Raw genomic sequence first — 26728 nt, 5'->3', positions numbered from 1 at the left:
CAATGGCGAATTCAATTCTGACTATCGACAATTTGTCTGTCGGCTTTCATAGTGGCGCTGAGGTAAATCAGGTGACTTATGATGTCAGTCTGTCGATTCAGCGTGGTGAGACGCTGGCACTGGTGGGAGAGAGTGGCTCCGGAAAGTCAGTTACCGCCAATGCCATTTTACGTTTGCTGCCTAAGTCATCTACTCATTATCTTGGCGGTAAAGTGGAGTATGACGGAACCAACATGCTGACATGCAGTGAACGGGAAATGCGACGGATGCGCGGCGATCGCATCGGGATGATTTTCCAGGAACCTATGATGTCGTTGAATCCTCTGCATAAGATTGGTCGTCAGCTCTTTGAAACGCTGTCGATACATCGGGGAATGCGCCCCAAACAAGCCGAAGAAAAAGCATTGGAATGGCTAAAAAAAGTCGGGATACGTAACGCCGAAAAACGTTTAACCGCTTATCCTCATGAGTTATCCGGTGGTGAGCGTCAGCGGGTAATGATAGCGATGGCGCTGATTAATGAGCCTGAACTATTGATAGCCGATGAGCCGACGACGGCATTGGATGTTTCCGTTCAGGCTCAGATACTGGATCTGCTTAAAGAACTTCAGCAAGAACTGGGAATGGCGATGCTGTTCATTACCCATGATTTGAGTATTGTTAAACGGATCGCGGATCGCGTCGCCGTTATGCAGTTGGGACGAATTGTGGAAACTGATACCAAGGACGTGATTTTCAACAACCCCTCCGATCCTTACACCATTAAGCTGATTAATTCCGATCCCAGCGGTAGTCCGGTTCCCGTTAATGCTAAATCATCCCCACTTTTTGATATTCGTGATTTACGAGTATGGTTTCCAATCACCGGCGGTATTCTCAAGCGGGTAAAAGACCATATAAAAGCCGTGACCGATGTTAACTTTGTACTTAGGAAAGGACACAGTGTTGGCTTGGTAGGGGAGAGTGGTTCCGGCAAGTCAACGACCGGCATGGCACTCCTCCGTCTGATGAATAGTGATGGGCAGATCAATTTTGAAGGTGTTGATATATCTGGTCTAAGCCGTAAGCAAATGCTTCCTTACCGAAGTAAGCTACAAGTCGTTTTTCAGGACCCTTTTTCGGCATTAAATCCGCGGATGTCGGTTGCTCAAATTATCGGAGAAGGGCTGAAAATTCATAAGTCGCTGACACAGGGAGAAGAAGACCGGGTGATTTGTGAAGCGATGCGTGAAGTTGAGCTCGATCCTGCAACCCGCCATCGTTACCCCAATGAGTTTTCCGGCGGCCAGCGTCAGCGGATAGCCATTGCCCGCGCTCTGGTATTGAAACCTGAGTTTATTTTGCTTGATGAACCGACATCATCCCTCGATCGGACGGTACAGTTTCAGGTGCTGACTTTGCTGAAATCGCTGCAGGAGAAATATGGGTTAAGTTACTTGTTCATCAGCCACGATCTCAGTGTGGTGAAATCTTTGTGCCATTACACACTGGTATTAAAAGATGGCAAGGTGGTTGAGCAGGGTGAAACAGAACAGATTTTTAATGATCCTCAACAGGATTATACCCGTCAGCTTGTTAACTTATCTGCGGTGTAGCTAGCTTGCACTTCGTGAGCGCGAACTATGCAAAGAGCGCTCTATTGTTGGTTGTTAGCGCTTTTTCTTAAACTCGTGGTTAATGAATTGTTAATGCAATTTAGTTCAAATCGATGCTTGTGTTCATAAACTGAAGTTGTGTGTTCGAGCTGTCCTATCTCAAATCAATCTATTACTTTGAATAGTATTTCCTGTGTTATGACAGAAATTCTATATCCCTTCCTTGTTACTTCTATTGTTAGCTTTTTCTAAGAACAAAACTTATCTACTTCTCTGGAAAAGGCTGCTTAACTGCTCTGCTCTTATTGGTGCTTATGTTGCTAATTATGTGATCTTTGGCATAAAAATGGCTTTATGTAGTCTATCGCTAGAAAATTTTACCGATGAAAATTTAATCACGATTGGCTTTAGTAGCTCATAATTGTTCAAAATCCAGTCCAAACTGCCAGCTGTTATCGTAATGTTGCTGAATCGTGCTGCCACTCACGGTTAATTGAGTGACAAAATAAAACAATTAACAATCGAGTTACATTCTGCTTATTATACGAACCACGCATTAATCACAATCTAGATGACAGGGAGAATTTAATGCAGTCGTTCGTAGATTTTCTGAATGGAATCATTTGGAGCCCGGTGCTGATTTACTTATGTTTAGGTGCCGGCTTGTTCTATTCCATTGCCACACGTTTTGTACAGATCCGTCACTTCAGGGAAATGTGGCGTTTGCTGATGGAAGGGAAGAGCTCTGACAAAGGTATTTCATCTTTCCAGGCATTAGCTGTTTCACTATCAGGCCGTGTGGGTACAGGTAATATTGCCGGTGTTGCTGCGGCTATCGGTTTTGGTGGTCCGGGTGCGGTGTTCTGGATGTGGGTGGTTGCTTTCTTCGGTGCAGCAACAGCTTATATCGAATCGGCACTGGCTCAGATTTACAAAGAAGAAGATGAAGACGGTCAGTTCCGTGGTGGTCCGGCTTACTATATCGAAAAAGCGATGGGTAAGAAGTGGTATGCATGGATCTTCGCTATTGCCACTATCTTTGCCTGTGGTGTGTTACTGCCGGGTGTGCAGTCAAACAGTATCGGTAATGCGGTTGAGGCAGCGTTTGGTTCCGGTGAAATGATTGAAACAACAATTGGCACGATCAGCCTGGCGAAAATCGTAACAGGTACCATCGTATCAATTATTCTGGCTTTCATTATCTTTGGTGGTGTTAAGCGTATTGCCAGCTTTACCCAGATTGTTGTGCCTTTTATGGCCTTGGCTTACATCATTATTGCTTTCATTATTATCCTGCTGAACATCAACATGGTTCCAACTGTGTTCTCCATGATTATCGGTGATGCCTTCACACCAATGGCGGGTATCGGTGCTGCAATCGGTTGGGGTGTTAAGCGTGGTGTTTACTCAAATGAGGCCGGTCAGGGCACTGGTCCTCACGCAGCAGCTGCTGCGGATGTCCAGCACCCGGCACAGCAAGGCTTGGTTCAGTCGTTCTCGATTTATATTGATACCTTGCTGGTTTGTTCTGCGACAGCATTTATGATCATCATTACCGGTGCATACAATGTTCATGGTGGTGCCGAAGGCGCTTACCTGGTTCAGAACCTGTCGGCAGATATCAGTGCTAACGGCCCTATGTTTACTCAGCTGGCGATTGAGAGCGCAATGCCAGGTATCGGTAAGCCATTCATTGCCTTTGCTCTGTTCTTCTTCGCGTTCACAACCATTCTGGCGTACTACTACATTGCAGAAACCAATATTGCCTATATTCGCCGCTCACTAAAGCTTCCGGGTATGATGTTTGTGCTGAAAATTATCCTTACTGTTGCGGTTTTCTACGGAACGGTGAAGGCAGCCAATCTGGCCTGGGCGATGGGTGATGTCGGTGTTGGTCTGATGGCGTGGCTGAACATTGTTGGGATTCTGATTATCTTCTTCCTGGCAAAACCAGCAATGGTTGCCTTGAAAGATTACGAGAATCAGCAACAAGCTGGCGTGAAAGAGTATACATTCAACCCTGTGAAGCTTGGCATCAAGAATGCCGACTACTGGGAGAAACGTTACAAGTCTTTCGGTAAGTCATCATCAGGTGCAAGAGATCTTTCTGGTGAACCGATAGAGCCGACAGCATAAAAATATAATTGTTAATATAAGGGGCCATTAGGATTGGTCCCTTTATTTTTGTTCTGAGCATAATGTTTTAATTGTTTAATCAGTTATTAAAGCTTTTAAAATATAACCGGGTAAGAAAAAGGTGGAAGGTGTAGGAGTGCGTAACTATCTGATTGTGATGCATATCATAAATTGGGAAATTGCAAGAAAGTGTTAGCCAGGTTTATATTTGATGCCATATTCACTTTATCTAACTTTTTTTTCATCAATATAACTAATTTGTTGAATAGGGAAAGATATTGTTAAAGGCGATAAAACGAGTAAAGCTGTAGCGAAAATGAATATATGTCTTTTCGAGTGAAGACAAAATGTATGAAATGGAATAGAGAGTAATTTTTCTTTGATATAAAAAATTGGCTGAAAGAGTCAAAATTTTAACACTCCACAATAGAAACCCTCGTGATTAGACTTGCTCAATCCATCAATTTCAAATTGATTCAGGCAAGATAACTATGAACCTCTCATTAAGTAACTTAGGTTTCAAACAACGGATTATCCTTACCGTTGCAATCCTGGTGGCAGTTGCTCTGTCTATAACCAACTGGCTTTCCTACCGGCATTTCAAAGAAGATAAAGTTGCCACGATCGAACAAAAGTCGCGGCTTATTGTCGATAGTGCGAAACGTGAAATTGAACTGTCAATGAACCTGGCTGCTGATGCCCTGGAATCAACAAAAGGCTTTTATGCAGGAGAGCACTCGGACAGCGATTATGTGGAAGTTGCCAGATTGATTACCAAGGCGGCAGATTATGCCAGTTTTACAGCCGGTTACACTGACGGACGAGCTTACGGTGATTCCGGTGGTAATGATGGGGTGTTTGAAGTCAGTGATTATGACCCGCGTACCCGTGGTTGGTACAAAGAGGCGATGGCAAAGAACCGAACCATCCTGACTGATTTCTATACTGATGCGACTACTGGAAGTCTGATGGTAAGTGTGGCAACACCAATCAGTAGTAACAAAGAAGGTGTTGTGGTTGGTGACATATCACTGAAAAGCCTGAATGAAACGATTGGTCATGTTGACTTCCCGGGCGCTGTGACCTTAATACTCAGCGAAGATTTCATTCAGCTGGCATCAACGGATCCAACGGAAGAACTGGGTGTTGCATTTGGTCTTCCAGATCTTGAGCGCGAAATGGCCACTCAGGGTACAGGCGCGGCGGATTACCAATGGAACGGAGCGGATAAACGAGCTTACTTCACTGAAATACCGCTTGTTGATGGCAACAAATGGTACCTGTATGTCGGTGTGAACAAATCAATTGTGTATGCTGACGTGGAAAAAGCTTTCGAAGAAGCGGTGACTACATCTGTCATTATGCTGCTTATTGCGTTGGCGATTGTCATTTTTGTTTTAAACCAGCTATACCGCCCGATTACGGCACTGAAAGAAACCGTACAGGATCTTTCTGCCGGTACAGGTGACCTTACTCGTCGTCTGGAAGTAAATAGTAAAGATGATCTTGGCCAGATTGCGGAAAGTGTGAATATCTTTATCGGCAACCTGCAACAAATGATGCTGGAAGTGCAACAGGCGACCAGCCATATCTCAGCCAGTGTTGAAGATTTGAGGCAGCAGTCAGAGCAAAACACGGGTGTGCTTCAGTCTCACGTCGATGAAACCGATCAGGTTGTCACCGCTATTAATGAGATGAGCATTACAGCCGAGAATGTTTCTGCCAATGCTGCTGAAACGTCATCACATATCCATCAGACTAACGATCAGGCTCAGGAGTCTAAGATCATTGTCAGCAATGCGGTTAGCTCTGTTTCAGCTCTGATCGGTGATGTGGAGTCAATGGCTGAAAGCATCAGCGAAATGAACCGTAACAGCATTGATATTGCCGGTGTGTTGAAAGTGATTGGTGATATTGCAGAACAGACCAACCTGTTGGCACTGAACGCAGCTATCGAAGCTGCACGTGCCGGTGAGCAGGGCCGTGGTTTTGCGGTAGTTGCTGATGAAGTTCGCGCCCTTGCGGCCCGTACTCAGCAAAGCACTTCTGAGATCGAACAGATGCTTAACAGGCTGACATCAGGGGCTGATGAGCTGGTTACCAACATGAACGTCATTAAGGAAAGCTGTAACGAGACAGCCAGCAACACTGAACAAGTGAACCTGGATCTGGATAAGATGGCGAGTTCGATTAATGAGGTTAACAACCTTGCTGTTGAAATTGCGACAGCCGCAGAGGAGCAAAGCTCGGTTTCGGAAGAAATCAGCAAGAATATGGCTTCCATCCGCCATATGGCTGACACGCTGGCAGAAAGCGGTCGTCATAACCTGGAAAGCAGTCAGACACTGGCGTCTGCGAATACGCAGCTTGCAGCCATTGTCAGTAAGTTTAAGCTCAGCTAAGCAAGCGTTAGGCGAGTACTGAGATTCAGTGCTCGTTGGCTTCGTCAGAAAAAGAAATGCCACCCTCATTTGAGGGTGGCATTTTTCTTAGACCATTACTTTTTTGTTTCGTATGCGTATCCTTGTCTAATTGTTGTACCTGTTACACAACAAACTTATTCATGATGCTGTCTTGCTCGCGAACATTCTGGATTTGTGTTTCCATTGCATCGTTAGCCATGTTTGCAGCATCAGCAACCTGTACAGATAGCTCCTTGATGTTAGTGGTATTGGTGTTGATCTCTTCAGCAACCAGGCTTTGTTCTTCAGCCGCTGAAGCAATTTGTAGGTTCATGTCGTTGATCTGCTGGATCGCCGAGCTGATTCGTTGCAGAGCTTCGTCAGCTTCCTGTGCCTTAACTACCGTGTTACCGGCGGTTTCTTTACTCAGCCCCATCACACTTGCTGCTGAACTTGCCCCTGATTGAAGCTGTTCAATCATCTGACGAATTTCAGTGGTAGATTCCTGGGTGCGCTGGGCAAGCGTTCGAACTTCATCGGCAACAACGGCAAAGCCTCGGCCTGAATCACCCGCACGGGCAGCCTCAATGGCGGCGTTCAGTGCCAGCAGGTTAGTCTGATCAGCAATGTCGTTGATTACTTTCAGAATCGTTTCGATATTCGAGGTTGCTGATTCAAGCTGTTTCACTACGTCTACCGCATGATCAATCTGATCCGACAGTTCGGCAATCGCATCGCTTGTGTGCGAAACAATTTCTCCGCCTTCCTGTACCGCGACATCTGCATTTTGTGCGGCAGAAGCTGCGCCTTGAGCGTTATTCGCCACGTCAGCAGAAGTGGTTGCCATTTCATGCATCGCAGTCGCCAGCTGTTCCAGCTCCTGTAGCTGGCTGGCCATAGCACTGGCTGAGTGCTGAGCACCCTGCGCTGTATTTTCCGTGCCCTGCAAAATGCTGTGGCTGAGTGATTTAGATTGGATGATCAGGTTTTGCAGCTTTTCGGTGAAGGCATTAAAGCCTTTTGCAAGCTCGGCAAACTCAGGATCGGTATTGGTATCAAGACGACGAGTCAGATCCCCTTGTCCTGATGCTACATCCTGAATAGCAACATTCAGGTCCTGAAGTGGACGCATCAGTACTTTGATCAGAAGCAGCAGAGCAATAATACCGGCAATCAGAGCAACAATTGAGTAGATGATGGAATCATTTTTCAGCTCATTGACAGCGGCAAAGGCTTTGTTTTCATCGAGGATGGCACCGATATACCAGTCTTGCCCCTTAATTTTCGTGAACGAGATTTTTACGGTATCGCCGTCTAGTTCAGAGGTTGCCACCTTGTCTGAAATTGGCAGGTTACCGAGGAAGTCTGCCATTGGTTTGCCGTTAAGCTCTTTATCAGGGTGCGCAATGACAGTTCCGTCTTCGGCAACGATAAAGAGGTAACCGGCATCAAACAGCGATACCTGATTTACCAGCGTTGCCAGGCCGCCCAGGCTCATGTCGAAGAAGATGGCACCGGTAAACTCACCATTTTTAAACAGTGGTGTCGCAATAGAGACCAGAATCTCTTTGGTGACAGAGTCTGCATAAGGGGCGGTGATGATTAGCTTTTTCGCCTGTTTGGTGTCTTTGTACCACGGGCGAGCGCGCGGATCCCAGCTGGCACCCGGTTGCCATGTCGGGTCGTTACTTGTGTGTCTGCCATCTTTTTCAAAACCGACACCTGTCAGCAGGAAGGCTTCTTTAAGCGGGGCCTGGCTGATTACGGTTTTAATACTGTTAACAGATAAGTCTTCTTCGACCAGGCTGGTGGCATAGCTGGCAAGAGAAGTACGGCTGTTTATTTCCGCGGTGATGGTATTGCTCATGCCAGAGACGATTTCATCAATGCTCTGGATCACCAGCGACTGAATTTGGGATTTAGTATTGAAATACTGATTTGCAGATAACAGCGACAAAGCAGCAAGCAGTATTGCCGACGATGTTGCTACAATTTTGTGACTGAACTTCATGGATTGAAACCTCAACGAGCACACGAATAGTAGTAATTGTCCTGGTCATTTTGTCGGCATGCTGAGGGATTTGTTAATACCGTTTTGAGCACTTTGTGATCAAAAATTAAATATTTTTGTCTCGATGTTATAAACGTTCGTTTTTTAATCTATAGGCGATATTTTCATCTTATACATTCGGTGTGATATTCGCTTATAAATGCGATTGCGCAGAAATTGTTTTAGAGAGCCCAAAAGAAAAGGCAGCACATGAGAGGCTGCCTTCTGTCATAAGATTTAATCGTGAGTCAGGTTAATCAATCAAGCCGTACCCGTCGCGGAGCACGTCGATGATTTCCTGTTTAGGATTTTCACTGAGAACAATCTTTTCACCGGTGATCTTCTCGGCAATGCCAGTGTAGACTTTCGATACTTCCATTAAAGCTTCTACTGGTAGTGCGTTATCACGAGCAAGGGCGAAGCGTTCTTCCATACGGTCTTTGTTCAGCAGAATATCCGGATCCGGGAAGTGGCTTAGTAGCATCTGGCGGAAGCCTTCTTTTGAGTTTTCCACTATGTTGCCTTCGCGGTAGGCTGCCGCGTCCCAGATGCGTGATGAATCCGGTGTACCGACTTCATCCATATAGATAAGCTTTTCATTACCTTCGGCATCAGAAACGTAACCAAACTCGAATTTTGTATCGACAAAAATCTGGTCAAGTTTTGCCAGCGCTTCACTGATCACATTGAAGCCTTGCTTCAATAAGGTCTCGTAACGTTCAATATCTTCCGCAGAGTTGAAGTTAAATGCGGCAAAATTGTCTTCCAAATCTTTGCGGCTCACGTTGACATCATCAACCGCAGGAACGCCCGGGATGCCTTCCAGAATACCTTTCGTTGACGGGGTGATAAGTTGCTCCGATAGCATCTGATCTTTTTCTAAGCCATCAGGAAGCGTAATACCACAGAATTCGCGTTCGCCGTTGGAATATGCGCGCCACATTGAGCCGGTAATATACTGGCGGCAAATCGCTTCAACTTTAACCGGCTTGGCTTTCTGGACGATCCAGACGAAAGGATGGGGAATGTCGAGGATATGGCTGTCTGCCAGACCATTTTCACGGAACAGTTTGAACCAATGATTTGAAATGGCATTCAGGGCTGCACCTTTGCCCGGTACACCTTTGATACCGCCTTCACCGTGCCAGATGCAGTCGAAAGCTGAGATGCGGTCACTGATCACCATAATTGCCAGTGGCGCATCCGGTTTTACATTGTAGCCTTTTTCCTTGATCAGACGGCGGCTGTCAGCTTCAGTCAACCAGTACACAGAACGTACCTTACCGCTGTGAACGGGTTGGTCGGTACGGATTGGGAGGTCATCATTTACAGCGAGAACTTGATCAGCAAGGCTCATGGCGAATTCCTATTTCAAAGTGAAGATAAAACCATGCAGACTAAGCTGAAACTGTCGTTAAAAAACCTTGTTAAAAGGCCGCTTAGCCTGTAACTGCGGCTGATGATATCAGAACTGTTTTTCCCTTTCAGCAAGAAAGGCAAACGTTTGCGTAAATATTTTCGGAGAATTGATAACCGCTTCGGGAAACAGTCGATGATTTTACTAAGTCTGGCGCGTTAAGTTATGGCAAGATCGTCCAACTCTCATTTTCAGCCCGGAAACAAAATGACTCAGTACACACCTGAACAGACCGCATTTATCAATCACCAGGCAGGCAACGCGCTTTGTATTGCCGGTGCCGGTACCGGCAAGACGACAACGCTTGTCGGTCTGATTGAGAAAAAGCTGACTCAGGTTCCGGCGCAGGAAATGCTGGTTATGATGTTTAACCGAGATATCCGTACAGACTTTAAGCAGAAGCTTCAGGAGCGGGGAATCGCGCAGCCGGTGCCTGTGCATACCTTCCATAGTTTCTGTCTGAAGTTGTTGAATCAGACAGGCTACCTCAATGAAACCGGCTACCGGGTTGATTATCAAAGCGGTGAAAGTGATAAAGCGTTGGTGAAAACGGTACTGCGAGAAATTGCTGGTCAGGAGAAGACCTACCAGCGCCAGCAAATGATCAAAGATCCGAAAACCATTGAGCTGTTACTGAGTTTTATCGGTTTGGTGAAAGCCTACATGCTCTCGCCGCGCGAAGTATTTTCGATGTCGGAAATCAGCCGTGACTACCTTTTTATCATTGATGCTTTTGAGCAGTTTGAGACGTTGCGTAAGCAGCAAAAGCTGCTGTTTTTTGATGACTGGTTGGTAGAGTCAGTGAAGTTGCTGGAGTCTTCAGAACTCATTCGTGCGCATTATCATCAGCATTGCAAGCTGGTGGTGGTCGATGAATTTCAGGATATCAATACCGCTCAGTACCGTTTGCTTAAACAGTTGCTTGGCCCGCAGACACAACTATTAGCTGTGGGCGATGTTGACCAGTGTATCTATAAATGGCGGGGTAGTGCGCCGCAGTTCATGCTGAATTTTGAGCAGGATTTTGCCCCGGCGACCACCTATACCTTATCCCATACCTTTCGTTTTGGTCACAGCCTGGCGCTTTCTGCCAGCCACTTGATTGCGAATAACAAGCAGCGATTTAGTGACTTTCTGACGATTTCCGAGCCGGGTGTGTCGGACACCCGTGTTGAGCTGTCGGGCACGCCGCGGCAGGTCGGTGAAATTGCCCAGTCGGTTCAGCGTTATATCAAAGATGGTGGGGACCCGTCAGATGTTGCGATTCTGGTTCGCCGTTGGTCACAGACGCTGCTGTTTGAACTGGCTTTCCTTAGCAAACAATTGCCTTACCAGATGCCGGTGCCGTCGGTGCTGGGTAATAGCCGGGAAGTGAAGCTACTAATTGAACTGATGGCGTTGGCGACCGGCCGCTATCAGCAGGCACCACAACAACAAAAGTGCGTATTGCTGTTTAATTTGCTCAGTTTTCCGCACTGTTATGTGCCGAATAAGATCTTAAGACCGCTTTGCGATCAGCTTGCCGGGATGGAATCATCTGCCTGGTCGGTATTTATCACCCGCTATGACAAAGCGAACGAATCGCTAAAATTGGACAACCTGATTGAACGGCTGGGTCTTCTGGTTCGCCTGCAACGAAAGGGGAGCTTCAAGGCGCTTGAGGTGTTTAATCAGTACCGTAATGAAAGCGGCCTGGATAACTGGATCTGGAAGACAGAAGCTACGGCGACAGAAGTTGAAGAAGCGGTAGAAAGGCTCGACAGTGTCGCAACGGTACTCGAGAGCATGGATCAGAACTGCGACAAAGCATTGCAGTATTTTGAATATTATACCCAGCAATCGAGCAGGCATGATGCCGAGCAAGTCAGTAATGGTATCCAACTGACAACCATCTTCCGTGCCAAAGGTTGTGAATATAATCATGTTCACCTGCCATTCTGGGATAAGGATGCCTTTCCTTACATGAATAAAGCGGCGGGCAGTATTGCGGCTGATGTTGAAGAAGAACGCCGATTGGCTTATGTCGGGCTGACCCGTGCAAAAGAACTGGCCACCATTTACTACACCGAGCCGGAAAAGAAATCTGTTAAGGCCACGAATGCTAGTAAGTTTGTGTTGGAAGCAAAAGTGGATCTGGCTAAAGAGCTGGGGCCTAAATTATACGAAGACGGGGAACTGCCATATTCCCGATCTCCGGTAGTGGAAGAGTACTATCGACGTCTTGGTCGTGGCGAAGACATGCAGGCCTCTCCGGAAAAAAGTGCGGCGGCTTTTATTAAAACCGAAGGTGAAGATTACAGTTATCAATGGGCACTCCGTCAGCCACTGCCGAATAATGCCAATAAAGTTATCAGTGCAATGATTCGAACCAAAACGGCAAAATATCTGGATTCTGAAATCAGCCGGGTTATTCGGGAGTTAAATTCGGCATCTGATACGAAAAAGAAAGTATTGGTCAACAGGCTTATTGTTGCCGCTAATGCTCGCAGCAGAGTGAGAAGATAATAGGTATAAATTCAATATTCGAACATATAAATTGAATTTATATAAATGAATAAATAAAGCCTCCCGAAGGAGGCTATATTTTTTTGAAGATAAAGAATATTAAGAGATTTTATTAATAATATTCGATACCTTCACCTTGGGTAATCAGTGTGCCTGCTTCATTAGTAATGATACGGTCTAATTCAAACAGTGAACCGATAGCAGCATTGCCGCGGCCGCTTTCAACGAATTTGCATACAGCATCCACTTTAGGTCCCATAGAACCGGCAGGGAAGTTAAAGTGAGACAAACCTTCTGGTGTTGCCACTTTCATTTCTGCCTGATCTTCTTTACCGAAGTTACGGTAAATAGAACCGTCGGTCAGGATAATGAACAGATCGGCGTTGATAGTTTCTGCCAGTAGTTCACCGGTCAGATCTTTATCGATAACACATTCAACACCAACCAGACGGTCGCCTTCAGCACAAACCGGAACACCGCCGCCACCGCAAGCGATAACTACGTTACCAGTATTCAGGAGGGTTTCAATCTGCTGTTTTTCAACGATAGCTGTTGGCATTGGTGATGGAACAACACGGCGGTAGTATTCACCGTCAGCTTTGAAGATCTTGTCGCTCTCGGCCATGATTTCTTTAGCGCGCTCTTCGGTGTAAACCGGACCGACAAACTTAGTCGGATTAGCAAATGCCGGGTCATCTTTGCTGACTTGAGTCTGAGTTACCAGAGTTGCAATATTCAGTTCTGCGTTGATGTTACGCAGTTCCTGCTGCAGCATGTAACCCACCATACCGCAAGTCTGAGAGCCCAGTACATCCATTGGGTATGGTGTAGTTTCAGGCGAATATTCCTGATAAGCACTGTTTTGTTCCATTAACAGACCAACCTGAGGGCCGTTACCGTGAACAATTACAATTTCATGTTCTTTGGCAATTGAAGCAATGCTTGCAGCTGCTTTAACAATGTTTTCTCTCTGGTTTTCAGCAGTTAATGCTTGTCCGCGAGCTAATAGGGCATTTCCGCCCAGAGCTAGTACTATGCGCATGATCGTATCTCCGCCTCTTAAAAGAGTGCTTTTATCTAGTAAGGTACAGTTAATTCTTTGATTAACTTGAGTTTTGTTTTAATTTTAATTTGAAGATTGCTTTGGAAAGCAGGGCTAGATTAAATAAAAAAACGCTCTGTAAATGTGACAAATTTCAAAAAAAAATATTCACTTTATTTTGTTATGGAATGAAATGAAAATAGCCCTTCGATTAAATATCCAGCCATAAATCAATATTCAAGGCGTGTTGCCATTATTTTTATATGATTCATTCGTAGGGACTGAATAGATTTCCAGTCGAATATTCAGTGAATATTCGATAAAAGATATAGAACTGTTCACCTGATCACAGTTTTAATTTTGACCTGAATGTTTGAAATTTATCTAAAGCTGCTTCACAACCCTAAATTCATCGTCATTTGTTAAAGCACAAGCTGTGTCTCTCGGTAATCAGTGTTTAAATTGCATGCGCACTGGTTTGAGTTTGTTCATCTAAATGCATGATAGGAATATATTTGGTCAGATATTACATGGTGTGGTTTTTGATACTGGCGTTCAGCATTAATCGGCGTATATTGAGTGGCGGCAGGGGGTTATTGATTTATCTGTTTACAGGTGGATTATCTCTTTACTAACGAAGAGAAAGCTTACTCTGTTTCTGAATTAACAAGTACGATCGAATAGCACATTGATGTGTTGCTAGCTAAATTTAGTGAACACATCGAGTGAACTGTTCAGCAGGAATGATGATGAATATTAAACAATCAGAACTATTGCAGACAGGCTTTTACATTAACGGTAAATGGCAGCAAAGTAACATCCGTTACGCTGTCACTAATCCAGCTAATGGCGAAACCATTACTGAAATTGCCAGTGCCGGTGAAAGTGAAACTCTGGCCGCAATAGAGGCCGCAAAGGCCGCGTTCAAACAGTGGCGTAAGAAAACCGCCAAAGAACGCAGTCTGGCTGTGCGTCGCTGGGGTGAACTGATCATGGAACACCAGCAGGATCTGGCGACGATCATGACTACGGAGCAGGGAAAGCCTTATGCTGAGGCGTTGGGGGAAGTCAGCTATGCAGCCAGCTTTTTCGAATGGTTTGCAGAAGAAGGCAAACGAATATACGGTGATGTAATTCCGTCTCACCGTGCCGATTCGCGCATTGTGGTTACCAAAGAGCCAATTGGTGTTGTGGGTGCGATTACACCGTGGAACTTCCCGTTGGCAATGGTTACCCGTAAGGCGGGGCCGGCCCTGGCTGCCGGTTGTACTATGGTGCTGAAGCCTTCTGAAGAAACACCGCTCAGTGCAATGGCACTGGCAGTGCTGGCTGAAAAAGCCGGTATTCCTGCTGGTGTGTTTAACGTTGTTTCCGGTGATGCGACAGCTATCGGCGGTGCGCTGATGGAATCCAAAGCGGTTCGTAAGATCTCTTTCACAGGTTCAACCCGAGTCGGTAAGTTGCTGATGCGTCAGGCTGCCGATTCAGTGAAAAAACTGTCGCTTGAGTTGGGTGGTAACGCGCCTTTTATCGTTTTTGATGATGCGGATATTGATGCTGCGGTTGAAGGCGCAATGGCATCTAAATTCCGTAATACCGGACAGACCTGCGTTTGCGTAAACCGTTTCTATATTCAGGATAGTGTTTATGACGCCTTTACTTCTAAGCTGGCTGAGGCGGTGAATAAGCTGAAGGTTGCATCCGGCTTTGAAGACGGGGCAACTCAGGGGCCGCTGATCAACGCTATGGCTGCCGATAAAGTGGAGAGCCATGTTACAGATGCTGTCGCCAAAGGTGCGGTTGTGTTGACCGGTGGTAAGCGAAGCAAGCTGGGCGGTAACTTCTTTGAGCCGACTGTTCTTGCCAATACTGATCATGAAATGCTGATTGCCAATGAGGAAACATTCGGCCCGGTGGCGGCTTGTTATCGATTCAGCTCAGAAGAAGAAGTGCTGGAAATGGCGAACAACACAGAATCTGGTCTTGCCGCTTATTTCTATGCCCGTGACATCGGCAGGGTATGGCGAGTGGCTGAAGGTCTGGAGTCCGGTATCGTCGGCATTAATCAGGGGATTATCTCTACAGAAGTCGCGCCGTTCGGCGGTGTGAAAGAATCCGGCCTTGGCCGTGAAGGCTCTAAGTACGGCATTGAGGATTACGTAGAAGTGAAGTACATGCTGATGGGCGGTATTTAATCCAACTTTAGTCAGGTATTTTCCGTTACCTGATGTTTTTCATTACAAAGCGTGCTCTTCAGCACGCTTTGTAGTCCCTTGCGTGTTTTATTCTCCGAGTACTATTGTCGGAGTTATAAGTATATGCAGTCATTCTCATTTCCTTCGGGCGTTATCGCCAGCTCATCATCTCCCTTTTCTTTTGTGCCGGATGGCGAAATAGTTACCGCTGTTTTGGATGCAACCGAATTTGATTTTTTTCCTGAAAGGATGCGCATTGCAGACATTCTGTTTGAAGCATCATCAAAAGCTCTGGTCTATGGTGATGGTTTCCAGATGCTGGCACAGACAGTTGGTACGCTCAGAGAACCGGCTGATGTCGGGCGATGTCCGGATAACAACAATAGTTACCGTATTTATGGTGAGAATGACCCTAAGCGTTATTACAACTATTTGGTTGTTGAGGACTGCGGTAGATTCTGTCTGTTCGGATTTACCTCCTGTCGTCGTTTTGCCGGCTATTTTGAATGCCACGACGGTTATATTTCTGCTTTTCTGGACGGAGAAGGCGTTGCAGTTAACGATTCACAGAAAGGCTGTAACCTTGAATCTTTCGTAGTGCTTAAATCCGATTCGTTAGATGATGTTTTCTCTCAATATGCTGAGCAGATAAAACGTCATCACCCGTCCCGGGAAACAATCAACCAACCGGCACCTGTCGGATGGTGTTCCTGGTATGCCTATTATGCGGGTGTATCTGCTCAGGATATCCAGAAGAATGTCGATGAAATGCAGGGTGATCTTGATGATATTGAGTGGGTCTTGCTCGACGATGGTTATCAGGCTTTCATGGGCGACTGGCTGACACCGTCTGAACGTTTTTCCGGTGGTGTGAAATCACTTATTGAAGATATCCGGAAAAAAGGTAAGAAGCCGGGGATCTGGCTGGCTCCGTTTATTGCTCAGTCGGAATCAGCTCTGTTCCGCTACCATCCGGATTGGTTTGTTGCCAATGATAATGGCGAGCTTCTGAAAGCCGAAGATATTACGTATGGGGGCTGGCGCTGTACGCCTTGGTACATTCTCGATACCAGTCACCCGGATGCGTGCGCTTATCTGACAGAAGTGACGCAAACAATGCGTAATGACTGGGGGGTGGAGCTGTTTAAGCTGGACGCTAACTATTGGGGAACCCTGAAGGGGAAGCGTTACCGGAAGGATGTGACCGGTGTTGAAGCTTACCGGATGGGGATGGAGGCAATTGCTGAAGGTGCAGGTTCTGCCTGGCTGCTGGGATGTAATGCACCTATGTGGCCGTCACTGGGATTAGTCGATGCTATGCGTGTATCAGATGATGTAGAGCGTCGGCCTCATCGTTTTTCTCAGATTGCCCGTGAGACTTTCTATCGCTCCTGGCAGCACCGTAAGTTGTGGCAGATTGATCCAGACTGCGCCACTCTGGTATCGATTCCGGGGCAGGAGACGACAGAGGAAGCCTATCAGTTCCACCGGGATGTTTTACTGGCTTGTGGTGGTCTGCTGTTATCAGGTGATCCTTTGTATTCACTTCATAAAAAGAGTCGCAAGAGCCTGAAGCAGTTAATTAAGCGGCAAGCTGGAAATCAAAACGCTGCGACTTTTGCTGATCTATCGCTTCATCATGCTCAACTTGAAATTGCAGCTGATGCCAAACTTCATATGTTGTTTAATTTTGACGGACAGAAGGCAAGGGATGTCATTCTTGAAGCTGATGAGCCCGTGTATTGGATTGATTACTGGAGCGGAGAAAAGTTGATACCGGAGTCGGCATTGGTAATAGATCTGATGTTAAGTGACGGTGTTAATAGCAGGGCAATTATCGCAACCAAAGATCCTGATTTGAAATGGTGATTTGTAGTTTTGGTTTTAAGTTTTGTTGTGTCGACCGGAATCCATTTTCATCTGTTGTCATGAAAAGAAATTTCGTATCGGTGTGAATTGCCTCGATAGAAAGAAATAAACCCGTTAAACCGTTCGCCTCCTTTGAATTTCCTGAACAAATAATAGCCTCATACCGAGAGGAAACAAAGGAGGCTAAAATTATGTTTCAAAGAACAAAAGGGTCGAAACGCAAGTATCTTGCCGGGCTGGTGCTCGGGTTGTGTGCCAGTAGTTACGCACTGGCTTCACCGATGGCAGTGCCCGGTGATGTAGTGAACTGGGAGCCCGGTAAGACTCAGGTAAGTAATGGCGATATCGTTAAGTTTAAGGAGGTCTGTTACAAGGCGAAAAACCGTCCAGGCAGTTGGGATTCACCATCAGCAAATAGTTGGTTTTGGGATGTTGTAGATTGTCCGACTAGCGGTAATCCTGTCCCGAACCCGAACCCGAACCCGAACCCGAACCCGAACCCAAATCCCGGCGAATTGACCATCATTCCTGACGGTAAAGGTGGATACCTGATGCCGCGCAGCGAGCTGGAAGCAATTGAAGAACAGCAGACAAATACCGAGCTGTTTAAGTTGGTACGCTCCGATATCGCCACGCTTGATAATGCATCAGTTGAAGCTGTTGCTCCACTCAAAGCGACTAACCCTGAAAACGTTCGCAGAGCAGAATCTATTGTTGATGAAGCCATGTGGGAATACCTGTTCCCGCTTCGCAATGAAAAATATACCTATACTCGCTTTTTACAGGCTATCGCCAAGTTCCCGGCATTCTGCCGAACATACACTGATGGCAGAAATTCAGATGACATCTGTAAGCGCTCTCTTACCACCATGTTCGCGCATTTCGTGCAGGAGACTGGTGCTCATGCACCAAGCTGGGAAACCAGCAAAGGTGTACCTGAGTGGCGTCAGGGGCTTTATTACTTGCGGGAAATGTATAAATCAGAAGATAAGCTGGATAAAACATACAGCAAGTGCAGTGGTTGGCAGGGTGAGCGCTGGCCTTGTGCGCCGGGTAAAAGCTACTTTGGCCGAGGTGCCAAACAGTTAAGCTGGAACTATAACTATGGTCCGTTCTCTGAAGCCATGTTCGGCGATAAGAATGTACTGTTGGAAAATCCGGCGCTGGTGGCAGATACCTGGTTGAATCTGGCGTCAGCGGTATTCTTCTATATTTACCCGCAACCGCCTAAGCCAAGTATGTTGCATGTTATCGACGGTACCTGGAAACCGAATGCTGCCGATAAAGCGGCCGGTATCGAACATGGTTTCGGGGCAACTATCCAGATCATCAACGGTGCTTTTGAGTGCAACAAGGGGGCAGAAACGGCATTGGCACAGAACCGGATCGACTATTACAAGTTGTTTGCCAAAGAGCTAAACCTGGATATCAGCGGCGAGAAGCTTGGTTGCGCGAACATGAAGCCATTTGATACTGATGGGGCTGGTGCTTTGATGATCACATGGGATAAAGACTGGGGTTGGAATGCCAACACTCCGGGGAACAAGAGCTTTAGGTGTAAGTTAGTACCGTACCAGTATGCCTTTAATGCGCTGTTCAAAGGCGACTATGAAAAATGCGTTGAGCACCACTTCAATGTTCAGGCTTATGACGAAAACGGTAATGTAATCCCTGAAGGACAATAATACGATTAACGGTAACTAACCTGTTATGACTGTTTGAAAGAATATTTAAGCTACGGAGCCACCTTGTTTATCAATGTCACATGAACAAGGTGGCTTTTTCGTTTTCATTGTTTTTATGATTACGGGGCGGTTATCGTACCGAAAGGCATGGATACTTAATAAAGCTTGTCACCCTGTTTCTTTGGGGCTTTCCATTACTACCATCGTTGTAATTGAGTTTACTTGCGGTATTTCCCCCAACACATCGGAGTGAAACCGTTTGTATGCAACTAAATCTTCCGTTTCAACCCTGAGCAGATACTCACTTGCCCCCGTTATGTTATGGCATTCTTTGACTTCGTTAGCATCGGTTATGTGTTCTTCAAACTCTAATTGAGCTTGCTTGCTATGACTTGAGAGGCCAATTGTAACGTAAGCAACAAAGCCCATTCCGAGCTTATTTCTATCAAGAACAGCTCGATACCCTTTGATTACGCCGCTGCGTTCAAGCTCTTGTACTCGCCGCAAGGTTGCAGAGGGTGATAAACCGATCCTATCGGCGAGTTCTACATTTGTCAGGCGGCCGTTCGATTCCAGCTCGCGCAATATCTTTTCGTCAAACCTATCCATAAGTGTGATTTGTTGTGAGTAACCCATGTTTGATGGCTGAGATAGAAACAAAATTTACCTCATTGCGCATTAAAATATCAATAATTCATCACGTATGGTAAGAAATTGATATGGAAGCACAGCAAATTATAGCTTTAGTTACATTCGCCTTCGTCTCAACCATTACACCGGGCCCTAACAATATTATGTTGATGGCATCAGGTGCTAATGTGGGCTTTAGGCGCACTATTCCTCATGTATTTGGAATTGTTTTTGGGTTCAGCCTGATGATTGTTTTAGTCGGTCTTGGTTTGATAGAAGTATTTAACCGCTACCCATTAACTCACAATATTTTACAGGTTAGTTGTATAGGCTATTTATTATATTTAACGATAAGGATCGCATTAAGCAAGCAGGAACAAAATCAAAAATTTGATTATAAACCAATGAGCTTTTGGGCTGCGGCCAACTTTCAGTGGGTTAACCCAAAAGCTTGGTCTATGGCTCTGAGTGCCATAAGTGTTTATAACATTTCAGATAGTTGGCAGGGTGTCATTATTGTTTCACTGATTTTTGCTGCAATAAACATCCCAGCAGCAAGTGTTTGGACACTTGTCGGCGAAAGGTGCCAACTACTTCTAAGCAGCCAAAGCAACACTAAATATTTTAATTATGGTATGGCTGCGTTGCTACTTGTCTCGACCTTAATGATGGTATGAGTGCCAAGTTAGATTATCTCAATTGCTGCCGAAACCCCAATTTCAACAAGAGGAAACTCCCAATGGCATATTTACCTGGTGATACTGAAAAACGATTCGTTGCAATTTTGAACAAAAAAATTGAGACAGGGCGTGCACTTAATGTACTTGGTCATCTGAGTGCCGGGCTCTCAAACAGGCTCGAAGAGGATGAGGCTATATTTGTTGATTATCTGGATTTAGATGGTGGTCTTCACCCTAGTCTGTCTCATTATCCTTTTATTGTTTTGAAGTCAGATAATTCAAATAAAATCAGGAAGGCTAGAGTGCAAGCCATTGAACATGGGATTAAATTTACTGATTTTACACATACTATGATCGAGGGCGGGTCTGTTATTCAGCAACAAGTCACGAGCCGAACTAAAGAGGAAGAGTTCGAATATTTAGGTATATGTTTATTTGGAAACGAAGAAACGCTTAAAAGAATTACTAAGAAATTTAGCTTGTATAAGTGATTCTTATTTAGTGTCGGATAAGCAGAGTAAGGTTTGTTGTAAAAAAGGAAAGTGAATCTGATACCGCATGCATTTACCCTGCTTATCAAACACTGGGTTCGTATTTATCTTATTTTTTATTTAGTCGTATTATTGTGATTTTTCATGTGAGCGATTTTTTACGTTGTGCGCTGGCTCAGCTAATATATATTTGTATTTATAATAGAATATCTGGTAATAATACGCTCTCGATGGATGGGCGTCAGGGAAGGAATATAATTATTAATTATCAGTCAGGTATTCTATGCCTAAATTGCTCAACATATTTGGCGTTATGCCAAAAGTCTTTCTTCTTGTCATCATTTGCATTCCCGGGCAGGTTGTCGCTAATCCGGCCTCACCGCTCCCTTGTATACGCTTTTTGAAATCGATAGCGCAAAAGCAGGATAAGCCCTATCTGGAGTTGTATGCGTTATCTACTGTTCAGCCAGAAAAAGCCATAAAGCGCTTGCCTAAGGTAACCAAAATGCTGTTACCTGACTATTCACCCTTTCGTAAGGCTATTTATCTGTTGATTCAATACAATATCGAACAGGCGGAAGGGGATGATGATGTTAAAGTTCAGGGGTATATCAGTAAACTGCACAAGCTCGGTGAGGAAACCCAAATAAAATGGATACAAGCAGAAGCGTCATTTCTGCAAGCTGTAGAGTGGGTTGATAAACGAAAATATGCTGATGCAGCAGCTTTATTAATGGAAGTTGAGGCTGATGCGCGTGAGCTCGGATATGCATCATTGCTGGCCAGAACGATTAAATGGCAAGCTAACATCGACATTGATCATTCTGAATATAAAGAAGGCCTGAAGCGGTATCAGCAAGCTTATGACCTGTTTATTGAGTGTGGTGACACATTACAGGTTGCTCAAGTGCTGTCCAATATGTCGACACTTCACATCCGAATGGAGGAGTGGCCAAAGGCTGATTTTTATATTCAGCAGGCGCTTGATATCTATCGCAAGCATGACTTTTCAAACCCGTTCGCTGAAGCGATTCTCTATATTAATGTTAGTGTAATTGATAAATACCTTAATCGGCCCCAAGAGCGGATTAAGCATATTAAAAAAGCAATGGTGCTGGCTTCGAAAACGAGTTCTTACCGGGTAAAACTGACAGCGTTGATGAATTTGTCTGCCGTTTATCTGGATGCAAATCGACCGCAAAAAGCACTGGAAAACGCCATGGCTTGTCTGAACCTGGCTGAAAAGGTTGGTGAGCCAAGAGGTGTGGCATATTGCAATGAGAGTTTAGGTGAGGCTTATTTTAAGTTAGGTGAGCTTGAAGCCGCGCTGAAACATACTTCGTTTGCCCGGGATAATTATCAAAAGCTTGGAGACCGAAAACGTTACATTTATATCAGTAATCTGATTGCTGATATTTTCGAGGAAGCCGGGGACTATAAAGAGGCGCTGAAATACTACAAGACCTATGCCAATGATGATAAAGAGTATCTCTTTGATGTCAGAAGAAAAGAGTTGTTCGATCTTCAGGAAAGGTTTGATGCAAAAGTAAAAGAGCAGGAAATTACGCTGCTTAAAACTGAAAATGAACTGAATTCGGCTCGCATTGCTGAGCAAAAAGCGAGGGAAAACTCACTTCGGGTTGGCGTTCTGTTTATTTTGTTTGTTTTGTATCTGCTTTATCGCAGGTACAAAGATGTTCGACGTGATAACGAAGTTCTCGAGCAATCTAATGCAGAGCTGACAACTCAATCGATACAGGATCCGCTGACTAAATTACACAACCGCCGCTATTTACAGCTGTGGCTGAAAAGTGCGCCGAAACATTTTAAGCAACCGACCAGTCTTCTGGCGTTGCTGGACATTGATCATTTTAAAGCGATTAACGATAAGTTGGGTCACGACGTTGGAGATCAGGTGTTGATTATTTTGGCTCAGCGATTGAAAGAAACCATTTGTTGCGACGATCTTGTGGTGCGTTGGGGGGGGGAGGAGTTTTTACTGATCATCAACACTTGCAAAACCGAAGCTGAATCTGTTCTTGAGCACTTAAGGTTATTGGTATCAGATTCAAAGTTTACAACTAATGGTGGTGATATTACGGTAACGGTTTCTATTGGTGCCGCAGTGTCCGAAACGCCGGAAGCGTTACAGGAAAATTGGGAGTCGATGTTACAGGCTGCCGATAAAGCGCTGTATAACGTGAAATCGGCAGGCCGTAATGGTTATCAGCTTTCCACCAGCTCCAGCTGAATGTCGTGATTTCTGATCCACTCCAGATCGGCAGGATCGACATCGTTATTAGTTACCAGAACCGAAAACTGGTTTAGTCTCCCTATGCTGGTGGAATAGATTTGCCCGAATTTGCTGGAGTCGGTTAGTACAATATTGCGCATGTTCTTATTCAGGATGGTATTAGCAACATCAGCTCGCATCATATCGCGGCTGGTGAAGCCGGTATCTCGGTGGAATCCGTCAATACCCAGAAAAGCCGTGCTGAAGTGGGTGTGCTCGATACAAAGGCGGGTCAGCGGGCCGACCAGGCTTTCTCCCTGGTGCTGATATATGCCGCCCAGCAGGATGACGTCTGATTTGCAGTCCCTGATCATATGAGCAATGTAGGCACTTGGGGTGATAATGGTTACATCGCTGCGGTTTGCTAATTCTCTGGCGAGCAGCGCATTGGCACTTCCCCCTTCAATCATCACCGTTTCACCGGGTTGAACCAGTTCAGCAGCACGTTTAGCCAGTTGTTGCTTAACATCAAAACGGATATTCATCCGGTTATTCATGTCATCGCTTTGTAACGCAGTTGCTCCACCATGAACCCGCTTCAGATACCCTTGTTTTTCCAACAGACTAAGATCTTGTCGGATAGTCACTTCTGATACACCAGTATGGGTGGCCAGTTCAGCGACAAGGACACGTTTTTGTTCATTAACAAGTTCAAGAATTTCACTGTGACGAGGGTTCATGATACGCCTTGAGATAAATAAGGTTGGATATATCTTAGTCTTTCGTTTTTAATTTCAATAAGCTTTCTTATGAAAGGGAAATACTAACGATTTAATGTAAAAAAGTCATGGATTAACGCATTCAAAATTTTTTATTAGGCAAAAACAGATGGTTAATCATATCTGATGGCAATTGTGTTAATTGTTAGTAGAATTGTTTCCTTTTAAGATGTGTTACCCTAAAAGTTGTTACATTGATATCCTTAATGGGAATGAGTCCCTGGTTGTCGCCGATAATGAGAATAAAAGATTTAACCCCGGTAAATAGACTTAGTACGCTTACTGCACTGTTGTTTGGTGTCGGTCTGTTTGCTATCTCTGCAATTTGCCTGTTTAGTGCCCGCTATTTTTTCCTGATGAACCTGAATGATATCGAGCAGCAGCAGATCCTTCAGCACAACAGTGAGGCTGAGTCTGTCATTAATATCTTGGTTCAAAGCCAGGGAAAGCGTGCTTATGACTGGGCAACATGGGATGAAAGTTATCAATTGGTAACAGTAGGTGATGATGCTTACAGAGACCGAAACCTTTATTACGAAGGCATGAAAACACTTGATCTCGACATGATGGTATTCATTGATCATCAGGGAGAGATTGTAGAAAGTGTAATGGCTTCGGCTGCGCATCAGTTGGATGACTTACCTGTTTCATTGAGAAATCAACTGATGTCAGATGATGGTATAGGGACTTTTGTTGATGCCCTTGTAATAGGGAAAGTGCCCGATTCAGACGAACGTGCCGGCCTTATTGTGATGGACGGAGATATCTGGATTATCAGTGTTACGCCTATTCGGGATAGTCTCGGCGAAAGCCCTGTTGGTGGATGGCTGGTCTGGGGACGCTATTTATCAACGGTTTTTCCAAGCCATTATGAATCAATCCTGGCTGCGAAAAGTTCACTGTCTGTTTTCTCGCCTGAAAAAGTGAAAGACATAACGGTATTTCCGTTGGTTCAGGTAGAGGACAGTGGGCAATCCCTGACTGCTTGTCGTTTGCTCGATGGCTTCAATGGTAAGCCTTTAGCTGTTTTGAAAAGTGCACAGGAAAGGACTGTTTTCCTTGAAGGTAACAAGCTGATCACCTGGTTAGCGTTATCAATACTGTCTGCCTCTGTTGTGATCGGTTTAATCACTATGCTTGTCTTCCGGCTGAAAGTCGGAGTGCGGTTCACCGAATTGGAAAAAGGGTTGGAAGCGGTTGTTAAAGGGCAATACAAGACCCGTATGAATGTTGAGGGAAACGATGAGTTTTCTATGGTAGGTGAAGTGATTAACCAGATACTGGCTAAATCGTCACATACATACTCAGCACTGAATGATGTAGCGGAGAAGTTTGAAGCCCTTTATAAAAACAGTAACCTCGGGCTGTTAATGATTCTCGATGATAAAGTGATCGATGCAAATGACACTATAGCCAGGATTTTGCGTTATCCGTCGGGAGCAGTGCTGATTGGCCAGCCATTACTAAATCTCTGCCCTGAGTTGGGAAGTAAGCCATGTACGATTGAGATGCTCTACCGGGCTGCGGAAAAGGGAGAGCGGCATTTTGATGTTGAAATGCTTGCGGCTGACGCAAGCCTGATTCCCTGCAAGCTTGAGATTACACCGATTAAACAGCAGAATTCTGATGCTTTAATGCTATCGATTAAAGATCAGAGTCAGCAAAAAGAGCAGGAAGGCCTGATTGAACAGTTGGAGAAACATGACCCTGTGACCGGTGTGATGAACAGAAGCACTTTGTTCGAAGAACTGGCTGAACAGATGAAGGTGAGTGAGAAAAACGACACTTTGTTCTCACCGTCTCTCCTTTATATCCGTATTGAACGTTTTAATATCGTGGCCGGCGCTTTTGGTCATCATATGGCAGAACAGATCCTAGTCGCAGCGACCAGTGAATTAAAACAGATTGTTGACATCGGTACATTAGGGCGGGTGTCTGAGAGTGAATTTGCTTTTATCCTTAATACGAATAGCCGGTTTGCTCCGTACCGATATGCAAGAGCTATTGTTTCTGCTCTTGAACAGCCGCTGATGGTTGAAGGTCTTGAGGTTCGTTTGTCGGTGTCGGTTGGTGTTGTATTAAAGACGAAGATGACCCCAACACCGGAAGCTATGATGAATGCCGGTGAATATTCAACTTATCGGGCCGGTTATGAAAAATCTCGGATTCAGCTGTTTAACGAAAAAATCGCTGAGCAATTCAAAAGTCACATTGTTATTCAGCGGGATATGGCAAGAGCCATCAGGGACGGGGACATTTACCCTAAGTTTCAGCCGCTGGTAAAAGCCGCTGATGAACAAATTTGTGGTTTTGAAGCGTTGGCTCGCTGGCATCACCCTGAGCTTGGTGAAGTGTCTCCGGCGCAGTTTATTCCAATGGCTGAGTCTCGTGAACTAATCATTGCTCTTGGTTGTGTGATTCTGGAGAAATCCTGCGAATTTCTTGCAAAAGTCAATCGCATGCGGCAGGAATGCGGGTTAGGGCTTTTGACCATGCATGTGAATCTGTCGAGTCCGCATTTCTCTGATCCTGAACTGTTACCGACCGTGAAATCATGCCTTGAACGTTACGATATCAGACCTGATATGCTAACCATTGAGATCACTGAAAGCATGTTGATAGGTTCAACCCATCAGGTTATCCATCACATGCAGTCGCTTAAATCGATGGGAGTTAAGCTGGCGTTAGATGATTTCGGAACCGGCTATTCAGCCCTAAACTCACTGTGTGAGTTCCCGCTGGATGTGGTCAAGATAGACCAGAGCTTTGTGAAGCGCATCGGCATTGATCATCAGGGCGAAATTTTGATGAGTAACATAGTCAGAATGTCTAAGGCATTGGGACTTTCAACGGTGGCAGAAGGTGTCGAAACCGAAGGCCAGAAACTGGCACTTCAGGCGCTGAAAATCGAAGAGCTTCAAGGCTTCTATTTCTATCAGCCAATGTCGCAGCAGGAGTGTTTGCAGGCGGCATTGGGTTCGCCGTTAGCCAGCAAGTGGGTGAGTTAAGCCGGTTTAGC

At 45.3% G+C, this 26728-nt stretch carries 16 protein-coding genes; 11 read left to right on the top strand and 5 right to left on the bottom strand.

The window, feature by feature from the left end; translation table 11 throughout:
- The first annotated feature begins 2 nt into the window (after positions 1-2).
- The 3 genes from C942_RS12115 (at position 3) to C942_RS12105 (ending at position 6133) form a co-directional block, all read left to right on the top strand.
- Positions 3-1595: an ABC transporter ATP-binding protein gene (locus C942_RS12115; RefSeq protein WP_007466130.1), complete on the top strand. Its 1593-nt coding sequence runs from the start codon at positions 3-5 to the stop codon at positions 1593-1595.
- 588 nt (positions 1596-2183) lie between these two features.
- Positions 2184-3731, top strand: a complete 1548-nt coding sequence (locus C942_RS12110; protein WP_007466129.1) for an alanine/glycine:cation symporter family protein — start codon at positions 2184-2186, stop codon at positions 3729-3731.
- Between the two features lie 491 nt (positions 3732-4222).
- On the top strand, positions 4223-6133 hold the full coding sequence (locus C942_RS12105; RefSeq protein ID WP_007466127.1) for a methyl-accepting chemotaxis protein: 1911 nt from the start codon (positions 4223-4225) through the stop codon (positions 6131-6133).
- A gap of 142 nt (positions 6134-6275) precedes the next feature.
- Here the strand turns inward: C942_RS12105 and C942_RS12100 are convergent, their stop codons facing one another.
- Together C942_RS12100 and C942_RS12095 are read right to left on the bottom strand one after the other, a co-directional pair.
- On the bottom strand, positions 6276-8144 hold the full coding sequence (locus C942_RS12100) for a methyl-accepting chemotaxis protein (RefSeq protein ID WP_007466124.1): 1869 nt from the start codon (positions 8142-8144) through the stop codon (positions 6276-6278).
- 292 nt (positions 8145-8436) lie between these two features.
- Positions 8437-9540, bottom strand: coding sequence for a phosphoribosylaminoimidazolesuccinocarboxamide synthase (locus tag C942_RS12095; protein ID WP_036799925.1), 1104 nt, complete (start codon positions 9538-9540; stop codon positions 8437-8439).
- A 267-nt stretch (positions 9541-9807) separates the two neighbouring features.
- Between C942_RS12095 and C942_RS12090 the strand changes: the two genes are divergently transcribed.
- On the top strand, positions 9808-12105 hold the full coding sequence (locus C942_RS12090; protein ID WP_007466118.1) for an ATP-dependent helicase: 2298 nt from the start codon (positions 9808-9810) through the stop codon (positions 12103-12105).
- Between the two features lie 112 nt (positions 12106-12217).
- Here C942_RS12090 and arcC read toward each other — a convergent pair whose 3' ends face one another.
- Positions 12218-13147 (bottom strand): carbamate kinase, encoded by a 930-nt coding sequence (arcC, locus tag C942_RS12085; RefSeq protein WP_007466116.1) that lies wholly within the window; start codon positions 13145-13147, stop codon positions 12218-12220.
- Between the two features lie 749 nt (positions 13148-13896).
- Here arcC and C942_RS12080 point away from each other — a divergent pair.
- From C942_RS12080 to C942_RS12070, 3 genes are all read left to right on the top strand, one after another.
- Positions 13897-15342: an NAD-dependent succinate-semialdehyde dehydrogenase gene (locus C942_RS12080; RefSeq protein WP_007466114.1), complete on the top strand. Its 1446-nt coding sequence runs from the start codon at positions 13897-13899 to the stop codon at positions 15340-15342.
- A 123-nt stretch (positions 15343-15465) separates the two neighbouring features.
- Positions 15466-17211: a glycoside hydrolase family 36 protein gene (locus C942_RS12075; RefSeq protein WP_007466112.1), complete on the top strand. Its 1746-nt coding sequence runs from the start codon at positions 15466-15468 to the stop codon at positions 17209-17211.
- Positions 17212-17402: 191 nt separating this feature from the next.
- Positions 17403-18896 (top strand): chitinase, encoded by a 1494-nt coding sequence (locus C942_RS12070; RefSeq protein ID WP_007466110.1) that lies wholly within the window; start codon positions 17403-17405, stop codon positions 18894-18896.
- Between the two features lie 168 nt (positions 18897-19064).
- Here C942_RS12070 and C942_RS12065 read toward each other — a convergent pair whose 3' ends face one another.
- Positions 19065-19505, bottom strand: coding sequence for an Lrp/AsnC family transcriptional regulator (locus C942_RS12065; RefSeq protein WP_036799942.1), 441 nt, complete (start codon positions 19503-19505; stop codon positions 19065-19067).
- 110 nt (positions 19506-19615) lie between these two features.
- On the opposite strand from C942_RS12065, the gene C942_RS12060 reads away from it, so the two are divergent.
- From C942_RS12060 to C942_RS12050, 3 genes are all read left to right on the top strand, one after another.
- The gene (locus C942_RS12060; protein ID WP_007466106.1) at positions 19616-20203 is read left to right on the top strand and encodes a LysE family translocator; all 588 of its coding nucleotides are present in this window, start codon (positions 19616-19618) and stop codon (positions 20201-20203) included.
- Between the two features lie 62 nt (positions 20204-20265).
- On the top strand, positions 20266-20697 hold the full coding sequence (locus C942_RS12055) for a DUF2000 domain-containing protein (RefSeq protein ID WP_036799922.1): 432 nt from the start codon (positions 20266-20268) through the stop codon (positions 20695-20697).
- 283 nt (positions 20698-20980) lie between these two features.
- On the top strand, positions 20981-22948 hold the full coding sequence (locus C942_RS12050; protein WP_007466104.1) for a GGDEF domain-containing protein: 1968 nt from the start codon (positions 20981-20983) through the stop codon (positions 22946-22948).
- Here C942_RS12050 and C942_RS12045 read toward each other — a convergent pair.
- Positions 22924-23670 carry a DeoR/GlpR family DNA-binding transcription regulator gene (locus C942_RS12045; protein WP_007466102.1) on the bottom strand — a complete coding sequence of 249 codons (747 nt, stop codon included), beginning with the start codon at positions 23668-23670 and terminating at the stop codon, positions 22924-22926. The genes C942_RS12050 and C942_RS12045 overlap by 25 nt on opposite strands.
- A 275-nt stretch (positions 23671-23945) precedes the next feature.
- Here C942_RS12045 and C942_RS12040 point away from each other — a divergent pair, with 275 nt between their 5' ends.
- Complete coding sequence (locus tag C942_RS12040; RefSeq protein ID WP_007466100.1) at positions 23946-26717, top strand: EAL domain-containing protein; 2772 nt, start codon at positions 23946-23948, stop codon at positions 26715-26717.
- The last annotated feature ends 11 nt before the right edge of the window (positions 26718-26728 follow it).

Origin of the sequence: Photobacterium marinum (assembly GCF_000331515.1) — a bacterium.
Taxonomy (GTDB): Bacteria; Pseudomonadota; Gammaproteobacteria; order Enterobacterales; family Vibrionaceae; genus Photobacterium; species Photobacterium marinum.
The sequence above is the reverse complement of the archived record's forward strand: the minus strand, read 5'-3'. Positions and strand labels throughout refer to the sequence as shown.

Excerpts from the sequence above, each read along its gene's own strand:
- C942_RS12115 (WP_007466130.1), top strand. The coding sequence starts at position 3 with ATGGCGAATTCAATTCTGACTATCGACAATTTGTCTGTCGGCTTTCAT.
- C942_RS12110 (WP_007466129.1), top strand. The coding sequence starts at position 2,184 with ATGCAGTCGTTCGTAGATTTTCTGAATGGAATCATTTGGAGCCCGGTG.
- C942_RS12105 (WP_007466127.1), top strand. The coding sequence starts at position 4,223 with ATGAACCTCTCATTAAGTAACTTAGGTTTCAAACAACGGATTATCCTT.
- C942_RS12100 (WP_007466124.1), bottom strand. The coding sequence starts at position 8,144 with ATGAAGTTCAGTCACAAAATTGTAGCAACATCGTCGGCAATACTGCTT.
- C942_RS12095 (WP_036799925.1), bottom strand. The coding sequence starts at position 9,540 with ATGAGCCTTGCTGATCAAGTTCTCGCTGTAAATGATGACCTCCCAATC.
- C942_RS12090 (WP_007466118.1), top strand. The coding sequence starts at position 9,808 with ATGACTCAGTACACACCTGAACAGACCGCATTTATCAATCACCAGGCA.
- arcC (WP_007466116.1), bottom strand. The coding sequence starts at position 13,147 with ATGCGCATAGTACTAGCTCTGGGCGGAAATGCCCTATTAGCTCGCGGA.
- C942_RS12080 (WP_007466114.1), top strand. The coding sequence starts at position 13,897 with ATGAATATTAAACAATCAGAACTATTGCAGACAGGCTTTTACATTAAC.
- C942_RS12075 (WP_007466112.1), top strand. The coding sequence starts at position 15,466 with ATGCAGTCATTCTCATTTCCTTCGGGCGTTATCGCCAGCTCATCATCT.
- C942_RS12070 (WP_007466110.1), top strand. The coding sequence starts at position 17,403 with ATGTTTCAAAGAACAAAAGGGTCGAAACGCAAGTATCTTGCCGGGCTG.
- C942_RS12065 (WP_036799942.1), bottom strand. The coding sequence starts at position 19,505 with ATGGATAGGTTTGACGAAAAGATATTGCGCGAGCTGGAATCGAACGGC.
- C942_RS12060 (WP_007466106.1), top strand. The coding sequence starts at position 19,616 with ATGGAAGCACAGCAAATTATAGCTTTAGTTACATTCGCCTTCGTCTCA.
- C942_RS12055 (WP_036799922.1), top strand. The coding sequence starts at position 20,266 with ATGGCATATTTACCTGGTGATACTGAAAAACGATTCGTTGCAATTTTG.
- C942_RS12050 (WP_007466104.1), top strand. The coding sequence starts at position 20,981 with ATGCCTAAATTGCTCAACATATTTGGCGTTATGCCAAAAGTCTTTCTT.
- C942_RS12045 (WP_007466102.1), bottom strand. The coding sequence starts at position 23,670 with ATGAACCCTCGTCACAGTGAAATTCTTGAACTTGTTAATGAACAAAAA.
- C942_RS12040 (WP_007466100.1), top strand. The coding sequence starts at position 23,946 with ATGAGAATAAAAGATTTAACCCCGGTAAATAGACTTAGTACGCTTACT.